17 protein-coding genes and 1 riboswitch are annotated in these 14,978 nt (G+C 68.8%); of the genes, 4 read left to right on the top strand and 13 right to left on the bottom strand.

Annotated elements, in window-relative coordinates; genetic code table 11:
• The first annotated feature begins 31 nt into the window (after positions 1-31).
• From J7E25_RS14890 to J7E25_RS14875, 4 genes are all read left to right on the top strand, one after another.
• Complete coding sequence (locus J7E25_RS14890) at positions 32-958, top strand: ABC transporter ATP-binding protein (RefSeq protein ID WP_214870938.1); 927 nt, start codon at positions 32-34, stop codon at positions 956-958.
• Complete coding sequence (locus tag J7E25_RS14885) at positions 955-1,851, top strand: ABC transporter permease (protein ID WP_214870937.1); 897 nt, start codon at positions 955-957, stop codon at positions 1,849-1,851. The genes J7E25_RS14890 and J7E25_RS14885 overlap by 4 nt, the downstream gene beginning before the upstream one ends.
• Entirely contained in the window at positions 1,848-2,681 is an 834-nt protein-coding gene (locus J7E25_RS14880; protein ID WP_214870936.1) for an ABC transporter permease, read from the top strand. The genes J7E25_RS14885 and J7E25_RS14880 overlap by 4 nt, the downstream gene beginning before the upstream one ends.
• 135 nt (positions 2,682-2,816) lie before the next feature.
• The gene (locus tag J7E25_RS14875; RefSeq protein WP_214870935.1) at positions 2,817-3,170 is read left to right on the top strand and encodes a hypothetical protein; all 354 of its coding nucleotides are present in this window, start codon (positions 2,817-2,819) and stop codon (positions 3,168-3,170) included.
• Between the two features lie 66 nt (positions 3,171-3,236).
• Here the strand turns inward: J7E25_RS14875 and J7E25_RS14870 are convergent, their stop codons facing one another.
• The 13 genes from J7E25_RS14870 to J7E25_RS14810 all read right to left on the bottom strand — a co-directional run bounded on the left by J7E25_RS14870 (position 3,237) and on the right by J7E25_RS14810 (position 14,978).
• The gene (locus J7E25_RS14870; protein ID WP_214870934.1) at positions 3,237-3,668 is read right to left on the bottom strand and encodes a hypothetical protein; all 432 of its coding nucleotides are present in this window, start codon (positions 3,666-3,668) and stop codon (positions 3,237-3,239) included.
• Between the two features lie 171 nt (positions 3,669-3,839).
• Positions 3,840-5,231, bottom strand: coding sequence for an MFS transporter (locus J7E25_RS14865; protein WP_214870933.1), 1,392 nt, complete (start codon positions 5,229-5,231; stop codon positions 3,840-3,842).
• Positions 5,232-5,445: 214 nt separating this feature from the next.
• Positions 5,446-5,802 (bottom strand): hypothetical protein, encoded by a 357-nt coding sequence (locus J7E25_RS14860; RefSeq protein ID WP_214870932.1) that lies wholly within the window; start codon positions 5,800-5,802, stop codon positions 5,446-5,448.
• Between the two features lie 9 nt (positions 5,803-5,811).
• Positions 5,812-6,291: a 6,7-dimethyl-8-ribityllumazine synthase gene (gene ribH, locus J7E25_RS14855; RefSeq protein ID WP_214870931.1), complete on the bottom strand. Its 480-nt coding sequence runs from the start codon at positions 6,289-6,291 to the stop codon at positions 5,812-5,814.
• The gene (ribA, locus tag J7E25_RS14850; RefSeq protein WP_214870930.1) at positions 6,288-7,589 is read right to left on the bottom strand and encodes a GTP cyclohydrolase II; all 1,302 of its coding nucleotides are present in this window, start codon (positions 7,587-7,589) and stop codon (positions 6,288-6,290) included. Before ribA ends, ribH begins: the two co-directional genes overlap by 4 nt.
• Entirely contained in the window at positions 7,586-8,281 is a 696-nt protein-coding gene (locus J7E25_RS14845; RefSeq protein ID WP_214870929.1) for a riboflavin synthase, read from the bottom strand. The genes ribA and J7E25_RS14845 overlap by 4 nt, the downstream gene beginning before the upstream one ends.
• Position 8,282: 1 nt before the next feature.
• Positions 8,283-9,320: a bifunctional diaminohydroxyphosphoribosylaminopyrimidine deaminase/5-amino-6-(5-phosphoribosylamino)uracil reductase RibD gene (gene ribD / locus J7E25_RS14840; RefSeq protein ID WP_214870928.1), complete on the bottom strand. Its 1,038-nt coding sequence runs from the start codon at positions 9,318-9,320 to the stop codon at positions 8,283-8,285.
• 71 nt (positions 9,321-9,391) lie between these two features.
• A riboswitch (FMN riboswitch) is annotated at positions 9,392-9,537 on the bottom strand.
• An 85-nt stretch (positions 9,538-9,622) separates the two neighbouring features.
• The gene (locus J7E25_RS14835; RefSeq protein ID WP_214870927.1) at positions 9,623-10,810 is read right to left on the bottom strand and encodes a hypothetical protein; all 1,188 of its coding nucleotides are present in this window, start codon (positions 10,808-10,810) and stop codon (positions 9,623-9,625) included.
• A 111-nt stretch (positions 10,811-10,921) separates the two neighbouring features.
• Positions 10,922-11,671, bottom strand: coding sequence for an HAD family hydrolase (locus tag J7E25_RS14830; RefSeq protein ID WP_308164596.1), 750 nt, complete (start codon positions 11,669-11,671; stop codon positions 10,922-10,924).
• Positions 11,668-12,246 (bottom strand): GNAT family N-acetyltransferase, encoded by a 579-nt coding sequence (locus J7E25_RS14825; RefSeq protein ID WP_214870926.1) that lies wholly within the window; start codon positions 12,244-12,246, stop codon positions 11,668-11,670. Before J7E25_RS14825 ends, J7E25_RS14830 begins: the two co-directional genes overlap by 4 nt.
• Position 12,247: 1 nt before the next feature.
• The gene (trpS, locus tag J7E25_RS14820) at positions 12,248-13,258 is read right to left on the bottom strand and encodes a tryptophan--tRNA ligase (RefSeq protein WP_214870925.1); all 1,011 of its coding nucleotides are present in this window, start codon (positions 13,256-13,258) and stop codon (positions 12,248-12,250) included.
• Between the two features lie 33 nt (positions 13,259-13,291).
• A complete protein-coding gene (locus J7E25_RS14815; RefSeq protein WP_214870924.1) occupies positions 13,292-14,134 on the bottom strand; it encodes an exodeoxyribonuclease III in 843 nt (280 codons plus the stop codon).
• 85 nt (positions 14,135-14,219) lie between these two features.
• Positions 14,220-14,978, bottom strand: coding sequence for a succinate dehydrogenase iron-sulfur subunit (locus tag J7E25_RS14810; RefSeq protein ID WP_214870923.1), 759 nt, complete (start codon positions 14,976-14,978; stop codon positions 14,220-14,222).

Here is a 14,978-nt window from a genome sequence, read left to right as displayed (position 1 = left end):
ATGTCGGCGCCCGGGGCTATCGTGAAGAACTGTGCCAGCACCAGTCATCGTCGCCCGCGACCTCGTCAAGCGCTATGGCGAGTTCGCCGCCGTCGACGGCATCTCCTTCGAGGTGGCGCCGGGGGAGTCGTTCGGGCTCCTCGGTCCGAACGGCGCGGGCAAGTCGACGACGATGCGCATGGTCGGTGCGGTGTCCACTCGCACGTCGGGCGAGCTCTCGATCCTCGGCCTCGATCCCGACGCCTTCGGCCCCGAGATCCGCTCGCAGCTCGGCGTCGTGCCGCAATCCGACAACCTCGACACCGAGCTCCGCGTTCGCGAGAACCTCCTCGTCTACGGGCGCTACTTCGGCCTGTCCGGCAAGCTCGTCGCGAAGCGGGCCGATGAGTTGCTCGCGTTCGCCCAGCTCGAGGAGAAGGGCAAGGCGAAGGTCGATTCGCTCTCGGGCGGCATGAAGCGACGGCTCACCATCGCTCGCGCGCTCATCAACGACCCGAGCGTGCTCCTCCTCGACGAGCCCACGACCGGCCTCGATCCGCAGGCTCGGCACATCCTCTGGGACCGCCTGTTCCGTCTCAAGGAGGAGGGCACCACGCTCCTGCTCACGACCCACTACATGGATGAGGCAGAGCAGCTCTGCGACCGGCTCGTGGTCGTCGACAAGGGCGCCATCATGGCCGAGGGCACGCCGGCCGAGCTCATCCGCCGCTACTCGTCGCGCGAGGTGCTCGAGGTGCGCTTCGGCTCCGATCGCAACGTCGAGGTGGCCGAGCGCCTCTCGGGCATCGGCGAGCGCGCCGAGGTGCTGCCCGACCGCATCCTCATCTACAGCGACAACGGCGAGGCCGAGCTCGAGCGCATCACCGACGCGGGGCTGCACCCCATCACGAGCCTCGTGCGACGCTCGAGCCTCGAAGACGTGTTCCTCCGTCTCACCGGCAGGAGCCTCATCGAATGAGCGAGATCGCTTCTGCGGGTCGAGGGGCCCCGAAGGGTCGTCTCGAGACCCCGGCGACCCACGCCGCGTCCGGGACCACTGCACGGGCCCTCGCTGCAGCGCGCATGCCGCGTCGATGGGGCGCCTGGTACGTGGCCCTGCACCGCTTCCGGGTGATGAAGAGCTACACCGGCACCGTCGTCGTCGCCGGCATCGGCAATCCGCTCATCTACCTCTACGCCCTCGGCGTCGGACTCGCGACGATCGTCGACGCGAATGCCGGCGATCAGGACGTCGGCGGCGTGAGTTACCTCGTGTTCGTGGCACCAGCGCTGCTCGCGAGCGCGGCCATCACGGTCTCGAGCGAGGAGTTCACGTACCCGATCATGCTCGGCTACAAGTGGAACCCCACCTTCACCGGCATGAGCGCCTCGCCGCTGCGCCCCACGCAGATCGTCGACGGCGTGGTCATCTCCGTCTCGATCCGAATGCTCGTGAACCTCGTGCTGTTCTTCCTGCTCATAGTCATCTTCGGGGCGGCACCCTCGCCGGCTGCGTTCCTCATGGTCTTCGCCGGACTCCTCGGCGGTCTCGCCTTCGGCGCCGTGCTGATGGCGTACACCTCCACGCTCGAAGACGACGCCGGGCAGCTCGCCATGGTCATGCGCTTCATCGTGCTGCCGATGACCCTGTTCTCCGGCACGTTCTTCCCGCTCTCGACCTTCCCGATCTGGCTGCAGTGGATCGGCTGGATCTCGCCGCTGTGGCACGGCACCGAGCTCGCCCGCGTGTTCTCCTACGGCTACGCCGAGCCGATCTGGCTCACGATCGTGCACGTGGCCTATCTCGTCGCCCTCATCGTCGTCGGCTGGGTCTGGGCGCGGCGCATCTCCGTTCGGAGGCTCGGCCGATGAGCGGGGTCACCGAACGAGATCTCGTGAACTCGGCGACCCTGCCGCGGCCCGTGCGTTCCCTCTACGCCGGCAATGCCCGTGCGGTGATGCTGCGCGGCTGGCGCGCCACCCGCAGCACGAACTGGCTCGTCGTCGTGAGCGGCTTCTTCGAGCCGATCTTCTACCTGCTCGCCATGGGCATCGGGCTCGGCACGCTCGTCGGCACCGTCACTACGGCGAGTGGGCAGGAGGTGTCCTACGCCGCGTTCATCGCGCCGGCGCTGCTCGCGGTCGCCGCGATGAACGGGGCGATCTACGACTCGACATGGAACGTCTACTTCAAGATGCAGTTCACGAAGCTCTACGAGGGGATGCTCTCGACCTCGCTCGGCCCGCTCGACGTGGCGCTCGGCGAGATTCTTCTCGCACTTCTCCGCGGCGCACTCTACGCGGTCGGATTCCAGTTGGTCATGCAGGCGCTCGGCCTCAATCTCTCGTGGTGGGCGATCCTCGCGCTGCCCGCGGTGCTCCTCATCGCCTTCGGGTTCGCGAGCCTCGGAATGGCGGTCACGAGCTATATGAAGTCGTTCCAGCAGATGGACTGGATCAACTTCATCATGCTGCCGATGTTCCTCTTCTCAGCCACGTTCTATCCGCTCACGGTGTATCCCGAGTGGTTGCAGGGCGTGATCCAGGCGCTCCCGCTCTGGCACGGCGTCGAGCTCGTGCGCGGGCTCACGACGGGCGACGTCGGCTGGGACATGCTCTGGCACGTGCTCTACTACGTCGTCATGGCGGTCGTCGGCGTCGTCTTCACGACGAGGCGGCTCCGCACGCTCTTCCTCGATTAGCAGAGCCGCCGGCAGCCGGTCGCATGCGCCAGCGGGGCATCGGCCGTTCAGCGAGTGTTTCCGCGCATTACGCCGCCACGAGACATCCGTCGGCAGGCGGCGTACCGTGGCGGAATCGAACACCGAGGAGCACTCATGTCGTACCGCGAACCGCACGCCGCCGCCGAGCCCCACCAGGGCGCGGTCATGGGCATGCGCGGTTGCGAAGCGGCGGCTGAGTGCTCGAGCGAACGGCCCGGTCACGGGCTGCACCGCATGCAGCACCAGCTCGCGGCGGTCGCGGCGAGCAAGTGGATCGACGCGATCGTGGTCGCGAACGACCCTGACGGGTTCGTCACGCTCGCCGAATTCACGAGCGGCGACATCACTCGCGTCTGGCACCACGAATCCCTCGGCGACGTGCTCTCGGCGGGCGATCCCGTCGCCCTGCACGCCGTCTACGGGGTGCTCGCGGCAGGCGAACGCCAGCTCAGCGTCGCACTCGCCTGAGCGCGGGACCCGGGCCGCCCCTGCGCGGGACTCTGGCCCTGCTCGGGGCTCAGGCTGATTCGGGGCTCACGACCCCATCGGCATCGCCTCGCTCATCGAACCCATCATCTTCTCCATCGCCATGACGGCCTGATCGCACGCCATCGCGCACATGCGGCAGTGCTCGGCCATCTCGGCGTGCATCATGCACTCCGAAGAGCACGCGCGAGCCATCATGATGGTCGATTGCATCATCGACGTCATCACCCGCATGTCCCAGCCGCCCACGCGCAGCATCATCTTCATCATCGTGTCGCACATGTCGGCGCAGTTCGCGCAGAGTGATCCGCAGCGCCCCATACCCTCGCCCGCGTCGGCGTCGGCGCACATCACGCACGCTTGACTGCACGCGGAGAGGGCTTCCATACACTCCTGCATCATCGCCGGATCCATGCCCTTCATCGGCATCTCCGACGACGACATGGCGCCCTTCATCATGTCCATCGTCATGTTCATCACAGCGGCCAGCCATCCCGGGCGGCCGAGCGTCGACGATGCCGGCGGTTGACTCGGCGGCCCTGTTCGCAGGCCATGCTACGCCGGGCGTCCCGGGGGCAGAAGAGGGTCATGTGACGATCTCGTGAACGAGAAAGGGCGGATGCCGCAGCATCCGCCTTCCCTTCGATTGCGCTACAGCACCGCTGACGACTCGAGGCCCGCGGACTCGTAGTCGACGTCTTTCGTCTCCTTCGAGACGATGAGCGCGATGAGCGTGAGCACGGCCATGACCGAGAGGTAGATGCCGACCCAGAACGGGCTGCCGCCGCCGGCAGCCCAGAGCGCAGTGCCGATGAACGGCGCGACGGCCGCGCCGAGGATCGATGACACGTTGTAGGAGATGCCGGAGCCGGTGTAGCGCACGTTGGTGGGAAACAGCTCGGGCAGGAGCGCGCCCATCGGCCCGAACGTCATGCCCATGAGCGCGAACCCGACGATGAGCCACGCCATGACGCCCGGGAATCCCGTGCTGAGGAACGGCACCCAGAGCAGGCCGAACACGATGATGCCGAGCGTGACCCAGATGAGCGTCTTGCGCCGGCCCCAGCGATCGGCCCATGGCCCGGAGAGCAGGGTGAAGATGCCGAAGAACACGACTCCGCCGATGAGCATGAGCACGAACGTCGTGTACGAGTAGCCAAGACCCGGAACGGGAACGTCGGTGGGCTTCGTGCCGTATCCGAGCGAGAACGTCGTCATCAGGTAGAACAACACGTAGGTCGCCAGCATGAAGAACGTGCCGAGGATGAGCTGCTTCCAGTAGTTCCTGAAGACGCTCGCGAGGGGCAGTTTCTGCAGCTTGCCCTCGTTGGAGGCATTCGTGAACGCCGCCGACTCGACGAGCCGCAGTCGCACCCAGAGGCCGACGATCACCATCACGACCGAGAACAGGAACGGGATGCGCCAGCCCCAGTCGAGGAACGCGGCCGACGGCAGCGAGGAGCTCGGGTCATCCGACGGCAGCACTGCCGCGATGATGAGGAACAGGCCGTTCGCGATGATGAACCCGATCGGCGCGCCGAGCTGCGGGAAGGTGCCGTACCAGGCGCGTTTGCCCTCTGGCGCGTTCTCGGTCGCGACGAGTGCCGCCCCCGACCACTCGCCGCCGAGCGCGAAGCCCTGGGCGATGCGCAGGATCACGAGGAGCAACGGCGCGAACCAGCCGACCATGAGGTAGGTCGGCAGGAGTCCGATGAGGAAGGTCGCGACGCCCATCGTGAGGAGCGCCCCGACGAGGGTGGCCTTGCGACCGTGCTTGTCGCCGAGGTGGCCGAAGATGACGGCGCCGACTGGGCGGGCGACCATGGCCGCGCCGAAGATCGCGAAGGACTGCAGCAACGCGGTCGTCGGGTCGCCGGCCGGGAAGAAGAGGTGCGGGAAGACGAGCACCGCGGCGGTGGCGTAGACGTAGAAGTCGTAGAACTCGATCGTCGTGCCGATGAGGCTCGCGAGCACCACTCGGTTGCGCGGATTGGCGGGGGTGGACGGCGCGGCCGACGTGGACGCGGAAGTGGTTGAGGACATCGCTGCGAGGACTCCGAACATGGGAAGCAGGCCCCGCGGGACGCGTCGATCAGACGGGAATCACCGCGAGGGGGAAGGGAATCGTCACTTGTGGCAACCGAAACACCCTACGGCGTACCCCATTCGAGGGTCGACTCCGGCGAGACGAGCGGTGGTGAAATTGCGACGAACGGCGCAGATCGGAACGGCGCAGACCGGAACGGCGCCGATCGGCTCAGCGCCAGGCTACCGCGACGGCGATGTTCGCGACGGTGAGCGCCCCGATCGACCACAGAGCCCACGACGGCGCCGGGGCCTTCCTGCGGTACACGAACACGAGCACCGTGATGACGATCGCGACGACGAGCTTCACCGCGAGCTTCGCGTTGTTCAGCTCGTCGAGGTCGCCGATCTGGATCGTCGCCACGAGCAGCAGGCCCGTCACGAGCTGGGTGAGGGCACCGTGCACCATGGCCGGCACGACCGTTCCCCTGCCCGCGCCGATCGCCTTCACCTGCACGAGGAAGCCGCCGAGGAGCGACGCGAGCCCGATGAAATGAAGGATGAGCAGGATGGTGCGGAGGATTTCCATGCCCAGAGCCTAGGCGTTCCGGCCCCAGACGCGTCGCAGCACGCGCGCCGTGGCGAGTGCCGCCTCAGCCGCCTCCTGCCCCTTGTCCTCCTTCGAACCGGGAAGCCCGGCACGATCGAGGCCCTGCTGCTCGTCGTCGAGGGTCAGCACGCCGAAGCCCACGGGCTTTCCGGTATCGAGGGCGACGCGCGTGAGTCCGTCGGTCGCCGCGGCGGAGACGTATTCGAAGTGCGGGGTGCCGCCGCGGATGATCACGCCGAGGGCGACGACCGCGTCGGCGCCGGCGTCGAGGGCCGCCTTGGCGACGACGGGCAGCTCGAAGCTGCCGGGCACCCGCACGAGCGAGAACTCGGCTCCGGATGCCTCGAGCGTGCGCGTCGCCCCGACGATCAGGCCGTTCGTGATCTCGTCGTGCCAGCGCCCGGCGACGATGACGATCCGGAGGCCCGTGCCGTCGACGTCGAGCTCAGGGGATCCTGCTCCGCTCATGATGCGTGTCCTTCCAGGAGGGTCTCGGCTGCGGCATCCGCCAGCTGCGTGTCATCGATGTTGTGGCCCATGCGATCGCGCTTCGTCTCGAGGTAGCCGGTGTTGCCGGCGCCAACGCCCACCACGAGGGGGAGCTGCTCGCTCACGGCGATGCCGTGCGCCTCGAGCTGGCGCACCTTCTCGGGATTGTTCGTGAGCAGGCGCACCGAGCGGATGCCGAGGTCTTCGAGGATCGCCGTGGCCGCGCCGTAATCCCGGGAGTCGATCGGCAGCCCGAGCGCGAGGTTCGCGTCGAGCGTGTCGAGGCCGTCTTCCTGCAGGCGGTAGGCGCGCAGCTTGTTGATGAGGCCGATGCCGCGGCCCTCGTGCCCGCGGAGGTACACGACGACGCCGCCGTCCTCCTGGATCCGCTCGAGCGCGGCGTCGAGCTGGGGTCCGCACTCGCACTTCAGGGAGCCGAACGCCTCGCCGGTCAGGCACTCGGAGTGCACGCGCGCGATGGTTCCCTGCGCGTGCGGCTCGCCGGCGATGATGGCGACGTGGTCGGCGCCCGTGCTGCGATCGCGGTAGGCGCGCACCCGGAAGACGCCGTGGTCGGTGGGGAGCGTCGTCTCGACCTCGAAGGCGACCCGCGAGGACTCGGCGACCGCCGACAGCACCGAGCCGTCGAGCTCGAGGTCGTGGCCGGCGTGCCACTCGCGCAGCCAGTCGATGAGCGCCGCGACCGTCGTGACGGGGAGGCCTTCACGCTCGCCGAGCTCGATGAGCCCCGGGAGTCGCATCATCTCGCCGTCGTCCTCGACGACCTCCGCGATCACGGCGACGGGGGAGAGCCCGGCGAGCCGCATGAGGTCGACGGCCGCCTCGGTGTGACCGGCCCGCTCGCGAACGCCGCCGTCGACGGCGCGCAACGGCAGCACGTGGCCGGGGCGGATCAGCCGCTCGGGCGTCGACGCAGGGTCGGCGAGCACGCGCAGGGTGTGCGCCCGCTCGGCCGCGCTGATACCGGTGGAGTTGCGATCGGCCGCGTCGACCGAGATCGTGTAGGCCGTGCCGCGTACGTCTTCATTTCGCTCGGTCATCGGCGGTAGCTCGAGCCGGTCGGCGATCGTGTTCGGCATGGGAGCACAGAGGAATCCGCTCGTGTTCCGCACCATCCACGCGATCCATTCCTGGGTCGCGAACTCGGCGGCCATGATCGCGTCGCCCTCGTTCTCACGGGCCTCGTCATCGGCGACGATGACGGGCTTGCCGGCGCGAAGCGCGTCGAGCACTTCAGGGATCGAGGTGAGACTCATGCGTGACCTCCGGTCGTCGCGGGCTCGGTTACGGGGGGAAGAACGGATGCCGGGCCGGGAGCGATGAGCGACGACGGCAGCGTGCGGGCGGCGTCGAAGCGCAGCATCCGCTCGACCTGCCTCGCGAGGATGTCGGTCTCGATGTTCACCGCATCGCCGACCTCGCGCTCGCCGAGGGTGGTCGCCTGGAGCGTCTCGGGGATGAGCGACACCTCGAACCAGGAGCCGTCGGGCTCGTCGCCGACGGCGCTCACGGTGAGCGAGACGCCGTCGACGGCGATCGAGCCCTTGTCGACGACCAGCGGCGCGTGCGCCGGATCGAGGCTGAACCGGATGACGCGCCACGCGTCGCCCGGCCGGATCTCGAGCACGCGGGCAGTGCCGTCGATGTGGCCCTGCACGATGTGGCCGCCGATGCGGTCGCCGACGCGCGCCGCGCGCTCGAGGTTCACCGGGAGTCCTTCGTGCGCTCCGTCGAGCGTCGACATGGCGAGGGTCTGCGCCATGACGTCGGCCGAGAACTGCTCGGCGTCGAAATCGACGACCGTGAGGCACACGCCCGAGACGGCGATCGAATCGCCGTGCTTCGCGCCCTCGACGGCGATCGGGCCGCGCACGGTGAGGCGAGCGGCATCCGAGGTGCGCTCGATGCGCGTGATCGTGCCGCGCTCCTCGATGATTCCGGTGAACATGTCAGTTCCCTTCGGTCGGTCTGGGATGCGCGACGAGCAACACGTCGTCGCCGAGCCGCTGTACTTCGGCGAGCTCGTAGCGATGGGCCCCGTCGATCGACGCGACGCCGAGCTCGCCGAGGGCGAGCAGCGGGCCGCCGAGCAGCATGGGAGCGAGGTAGACGAGGAGCTCGTCGGCGAGGCCGGCCGCCACGAACGCGCTCGCGAGCGTGGGGCCGCCTTCGATGAAGAGCGAGCGGATGCCGCGGCGCTGCAGCTCCGCGAGATCGGCGACGAGGTCGGCGCCGGCGAGCAGCACGGGCTCGTGCGGGTGGCGGCGCAGCGCGGCATCCGCGGGAATCGCGCGTGAGCCGAACACGACCGGAACCGGCTGCTCGGGCAGGAGTGCGCCCGTGTCATCGCGCGCCGTGAGCGACGGGTCGTCGGCGAGCACGGTGCCGGTGCCGACGGCGATCGCATCGGCGGCGGTGCGACGGCGATGCACGTCGGAGCGTGCGGCGTGGCCCGTGATCCAGCGGCTCGATCCGTCGGCCGCCGCGATGCGGCCGTCGAGGCTCGAGGCCCACTTCACGGTGACGTGGGGGCGCCGGTGTCGCGCCGCGAACAGCCAATCGCCGAGGATCGCCTCCACTTCGTCGGCAAGAATGCCGCCCTCGACGACGATGCCCGCCTCGCGGAGACGCTCGGCGCCGCCGGCGGAGTGGTCGCCCGGGTCGGCGACCGCGTAGACCACTCGCGTGATGCCCGCGTCGATCAACGCGACGGCGCACGGCCCGGTGCGGCCGATGTGGTTGCACGGCTCGAGGGTGACGATCGCCGTCGCCCCGCGAGCCGCGCCGGGCTCGAGCCTCGACAGGGCGTCGACCTCGGCGTGTGCAGTGCCCGCACCACGATGCCAGCCCTCCGCGAGCACGGCGCCGTCGGGCGCGACGATGACGCATCCGACGCGAGGATTGATGCCGCGGGCGGGACCACGCTCGGCGAGTTCGAGCGCACGACGCATCTGCGCGGCATCCGCCGCAGATTGCTCACTCGTCATTCCTCGTCCTGTCGTCAGGCTCCGGGGAATGCTCGGCAAGGCCGAATCGTCGACCGCGCACTGCGCAGCCGACACGTGCCGCCTCCCATCCGGACTTTCACCGTCGGTACCGGAGTTCCACCGGTTCAACCGCTCGCGTTCGACCTCTCGGCCTCACGCTCGCAGCTCGCGGACTATCACCGCCGGTTCGGAATTACACCGACCCCGGAGCACGTTTGTCGTGTCGATTCTAGGTCAACGCGCGGGGCCGCGGGCTATTCCCGTGATTCAGCGGCACTGGCCTGTTCAGTGGCACTGGCTGTTCAGCGGCACTGGCCCGCGGTCGCGATCTGCGCGTCGCTCGGGCGGCCGTATGCGGAGATGCCGGATCCGGGCACGTCGTGGCCCATGGAGATCGCCCACGCGGTCGCCCACATCTCGTGGTCGCCCGAGAACTCTGGCCCGGTGAACAACGGCTCGCACTCGGGACGGATCGCCTGGGTGTGCCCCACTTCGTGCACGACGATCGCCGTCGCATCAGGATCCTCGCCCCATCGATCGGAGACGCTGTGGGTGAGGGTGATGATGCCCCACCCGCCGTCGTCGGGCCAGAACTCGGCGGTGCCCGAGTACCACCCGTCGCTCGTGAGGCCCGACACCTCGTACGCCCACACGAAATCGAGGTTCACCCCATGCGAGATCGAACGGGCGAACGCCTCGATCTCGGCGCGCACCGGATAGGAGGGCTCGAGCTTGCGCGCCTCCCCGGCGGCGTGCGAGGCACGCAGTTCCTCGACGGCGAGCACGAGGCCCGTGAATGCCGCCGCGGAATCGCGCGGGTGCGTCCAGCCGGGGCCGTCCTGGTCGATCGCGTGCTGCACGCCGATGCGCGTCTGGTATGTCGCCGAGGGGTTGTCGGCGAGCGCCTGCCCGGCGAGTGCGCCCGCACCCTCGAACACCGCCTTGACGGCACCCGTGACGGGGGCACGCGCGTCGGCGATGTCGTCGAGCGCGGCCTCGATCGCCACGGTCTCGGCAGTGCGCTCCTGGGCCTGTTCGAGCAGTCGCGCTGCGTCGGCATAGCGGACCCACGCAGGAGTCTCGAGCGCGTCGGGGCCCGGGAAGGCCAGGAGGTGCGAGAGCGGGTCGTCGTCGGCGTCGGCAAGGGTCGCGGCGAGCCGATCGGATGCCGCGACGAGCGTCGTGACGTCCTCGGGCCGAACGTGGCCCTCGACGAGCACCGCCTCGAGCTCGTCGGATTGCATGACCGCTCGTCCGGCCGCATCGATGAGGAGTTCGAGCTCATCGGCCGAGGTCGTCGCGAGCTCGTCGGCGACGGCGAACCTGTCATATGCGCTCTCGTAGAGCGCGGTCGCGGCGGCATCGTGCGCGACGTAGGAACCGAAGACGGCGGCCGCGGCCGCGGCGGCGATGATCGTGCCCCGAAGCCAGCGTCGTTCCACGCGCTGCACCGAAGCGTCGTCGCGGGGTGCATCGGAGGGTGCGGTCATCGACGTCCTGTTCACTGGGGGTGCGACTGGCGTGCACCGACAGAGTCACGCTAGCTGGCCGATCGAGAAAATGGCGACTCTGATTGCGGGACGTCGCCCATCCGACGGGGCTCAGGCGATTCGCTCGGTGAGCGCACCGGCGAGCTCGCGCAGTGAGCGGATCTCGACGACGCCGGATGCCGCGGCATCCGCAGCGTCGTCAGCGCTGGGCGACTCGCCCCGCCGGTTGATCCACACCCCGAGCAATCCCGCCGCGGCAGCTCCGATCGCGTCGGTGCGTAAGCGATCGCCGACGTAGGCGCACGCCGACACCGGCGCGTCGGACGCGAAGCGATCTCGGGCCGCGCGGAAGATCTCAACGCCCGGCTTGACCACGCCGACGTCGCTCGAGGCGATGACGTGTGTCATGCGGGGGAGGAGGCCGAGTCGCTCGAGCTTCATGGTCTGCTGGTCGAGCTCGCCGTTCGTGATCACGCCGAAGCGCACTCCGGGCAGCGCCGTCGCGACCGCGTGGAGTGCGTCGACTGCATCGTCGTGCAGGGCCCACGATTCGCGGTACCGCTCGAAGTAGTGCGCGAACCACGCACCGGCGGCGGGCTCGTCGAGCTCCTCGCCATGGGCGCGCGCGAATGCCGTCACCCGTTCCAGGCGTTGCCCCGCGAAACTCAGCTCACCGGCGAGATAGGCGTGGTAGTGGTGCTCCTCGAGCTCGTGCCACAGTCGCTGTGCAGCTACGCGATCGCCGTCGTATGCGCGCTCCTGCATCTGGAGCACGATGCTCGCCGCCACCGCTTCGCGGTGTGCCATGAGCGTGTCGTCGAGATCGAACAGCACGACGGGCGACGCGGCGCGCGACGTCACGGGAGCGCCCCCAGGATCGTCGCCCAGCTCGCGGCCGCGTCGGGGGAGATGGATGCCCCGCGCACGGCGTGCCACGCGGGCAGCGTCGACCCGTCGCGGGTGGGAACCGTCGCGCGCGGCGGCTCGATGCGCCGGAACCCCGCAGCTCGCGCGACCTTGGCCGACCCGACGTTGCCCTGCACTGCGCGCCACAGCATGGTGTCGGCACCGGGCACGCCGCCGGCGAGCGTCCACTCGGCGACGGCGATGGCCGCCTCGCTCATGAGGCCGGCACCGCGGTGGTCGCTGCCCAGCCAGAACCCGATCTCGGTGGTCTCGGCGCGCACCGAGATCATGCCGGCCAAGGGGCCGCCCGTTGCGAGCCGGACCGCCCAGGTGGCCACATAGCCGCTCGCCCACGCCTGCGGCACATGCGCCGCGAGGAATGACTCGGCGTCGGCTCGAGTGTACGGCCAGGGCGTCGTGAGGTACGGCTCGAACAGCGGGTCTTGACAGTAGCGCGTCACGGCGTCGGCGTCGTCGATCGTCGGCAGGTCGAGCACGAGTCGCGACGTCGTGAGCGTGACGGGAATCACGTCAGCCCCGGCGGACGAAGCCGATGCGGTCGTACACGTCGCGCAGCATCCGCTCGGCTCGTTCAGTCGCCTTCTCGGCGCCGATCGCGAGCAATCGGTCGAGCTCGGCAGGGTCTTGCATGAGCTCGAGCGTGCGCGCACGGATCGGCGTGATGGTGTCGACCACGATCTCGGCGAGCTCCTTCTTGAGGTCGCCGTAGCCGCGGCCGGCGTACTCGCGCTCGAGGGCGTCGATCGACTTTCCGGTGATGGCCGCACAGATGCCGAGCAGGTTCGAGATGCCGGGCTTCGACGCCGGGTCGAACCGGATCTCGCGTTCGGTGTCGGTCACGGCGCTGCGGAACTTCTTCGCCGTGACGGAAGGCTCGTCGAGCAGCTTCACGAGACCCGCCTCTGAGCCGGCCGACTTCGACATCTTCGCGGTCGGCTCCTGCAGGTCGTAGATGCGCGCCGACTCCTTGCCGATGAGCGCCTCGGGCACGACGAACGTCTCGCCGTACCGCGCGTTGAAGCGAGTGGCGAGGTCGCGGGTGAGCTCGAGGTGCTGGCGCTGATCGTCGCCGACGGGCACGAGATGGGTGCCGTAGAGCAGGATGTCGGCGGCCATGAGCACCGGGTAGGTGAAGAGGCCCACCGTCGTGGCATCCGAGCCCTGCCGGGCCGACTTGTCTTTGAACTGCGTCATGCGGCTCGCTTCACCGAAGCCCGTCATGCTGCCGAGCACCCAAGCGAGCTCGGCGTGCGCGGGCACGTGCGATTGCACGAAGAGCGTCGACCGGTCGAGATCGACGCCGGCGGCGAGGTATTGCGCGGCGGTGCGCCGCACGTTCTGCCTGAGGGCCTCGGGGTCTTGCTGCACCGTGATGGCGTGCAGGTCGACGACGCAGTAGATGGGATCGTATGCATCCTGCAGGGCCACCCAGTTGACGAGCGCACCCAGGTAGTTGCCGAGATGGAGGGAGTCGCTCGACGGCTGCATGCCGGAGAAGATGATCGGACGGGACGTGCTCATGTGCTGCGGATCCTTGCTGTCGGTCGGGGAACGTCAGATGGCGTAGTCGACGACCACGGGTGCGTGGTCGGACCATCGCGTGTCCCACGCGTCGGCGCGGTCGATCTGGTAGTCGACGACCGTGTCGGCGAGCGACTTGGTGGCGAGGTGGTAGTCGATGCGCCACCCGGTGTCGGTGTCGAACGCTTTGCCCCGCTGCGACCACCACGTGTAGGGCCCGGGCACGTCGCCGGCCACGCGGCGGCCGACGTCGATCCAGCCGAAGCCGGCGCCCGCGTTGTAGAGCTCGTCGCCTTCGGCGCCCACGAAGCGATCGAAGTAGGCGCGCTCCTCGGGCAGGAAGCCGGCACGCTTCACGTTGCCCTTCCAGTTGCGGATGTCGAGCGTGCGATGGCCGACGTTGAGGTCGCCGACGACGAGGGCGAGTTCGGAGTGGGCCGCAAGCTCGGGCAGCCGGGCCTCCATCGCGTCGAGGAAGCGGTACTTCTCGACCATCTTGGGGCTATCGTCTGCCACGCCCGAGTGCACGTAGGCGCTCACGACGGTGACCACGCGGTCGCCGACCTCGTAGTCGGCCTCGAGCCAACGGCCCGCGCTGTCGAAGTCGGGGGCGCCGAGCTCGACGCGGTGGATGCTCGCGCGGTTGCGACTCGCGATTGCGACTCCTGCGCGCCCCTTGGAGGTGGCGGGGTCGTGGAGCAGGTCCCACTCCTCGCCGAGCAGCGCCTCAAGGTCTTCGGTGGAAGCGCGCACCTCTTGCACCGCGAGGATGTCGACGTTGCGGCCGGCGAGCCAGTCGCCCATGCCCTTGCGGAACGCGGCGCGCACTCCGTTGACGTTGACAGTGGCGATCCGGAGCGGTTTGGCGGTGGGCATGCCTCAAATCCTACGGGAGGCCTCCGACGTCGAATCGCCGCCGATCCGGCGCCTCCGACCGCAGCGAGGCCGGCTCCGTACGCGCTTAGGGCTTGCCGCGCATGATCGCCTGCTTGACCTCGGCGATCGCCTTCGTCACTTCGATGCCACGCGGGCACGCCTCAGTGCAGTTGAAGGTCGTTCGGCAGCGCCACACGCCCTCCTTGTCGTTCAGGATGTCGAGGCGAACGGATGCCGCGTCGTCACGCGAGTCGAATATGAAGCGGTGCGCGTTCACGATCGCGGCCGGCCCGAAGTACTGTCCGTCGGTCCAGAACACGGGGCACGACGAGGTGCACGCCGCGCAGAGGATGCATTTCGTGGTGTCGTCGAAGCGCTCTCGCTCGGCGACCGACTGCACGCGCTCCTTGCCGGGCTCGGCCTTCGAGTTCGCGATGAGGAACGGCTGCACGTCGCGGAAGCTCGCGAAGAACGGCTCCATGTCGACGATGAGGTCCTTCTCGAGCGGCAGGCCCTTGATGGCCTCGACGTAGATGGGCTTGGAGATGTCGAGGTCTTTGATGAGGGTCTTGCATGCGAGGCGGTTGCGGCCGTTGATGCGCATCGCATCGGAGCCGCAGATGCCGTGGGCGCACGAACGGCGGAACGTGAGCGAGCCGTCTTGTTCCCACTTGATCTTGTGCAGCGCGTCGAGCACACGGTCGGTCGCGTACATCTCGACGTCGAAGTCCTGCCAGCGCGGCTCGGTGTCGATGTCGGGGTCGAAGCGCCGGATCAGGAAGGTGACGGTGAACGACTGGATCGCGGTATCCACCGGCTTGACCTCGAGTGCGGCAGTGCTCAC

This window comes from Agromyces sp. ISL-38 (assembly GCF_018613935.1).
Taxonomy (GTDB): Bacteria; Actinomycetota; Actinomycetes; order Actinomycetales; family Microbacteriaceae; genus Agromyces.
Note: the sequence above shows the minus strand (reverse complement) of the source record. Positions and strands in the feature narration are given on the sequence as shown.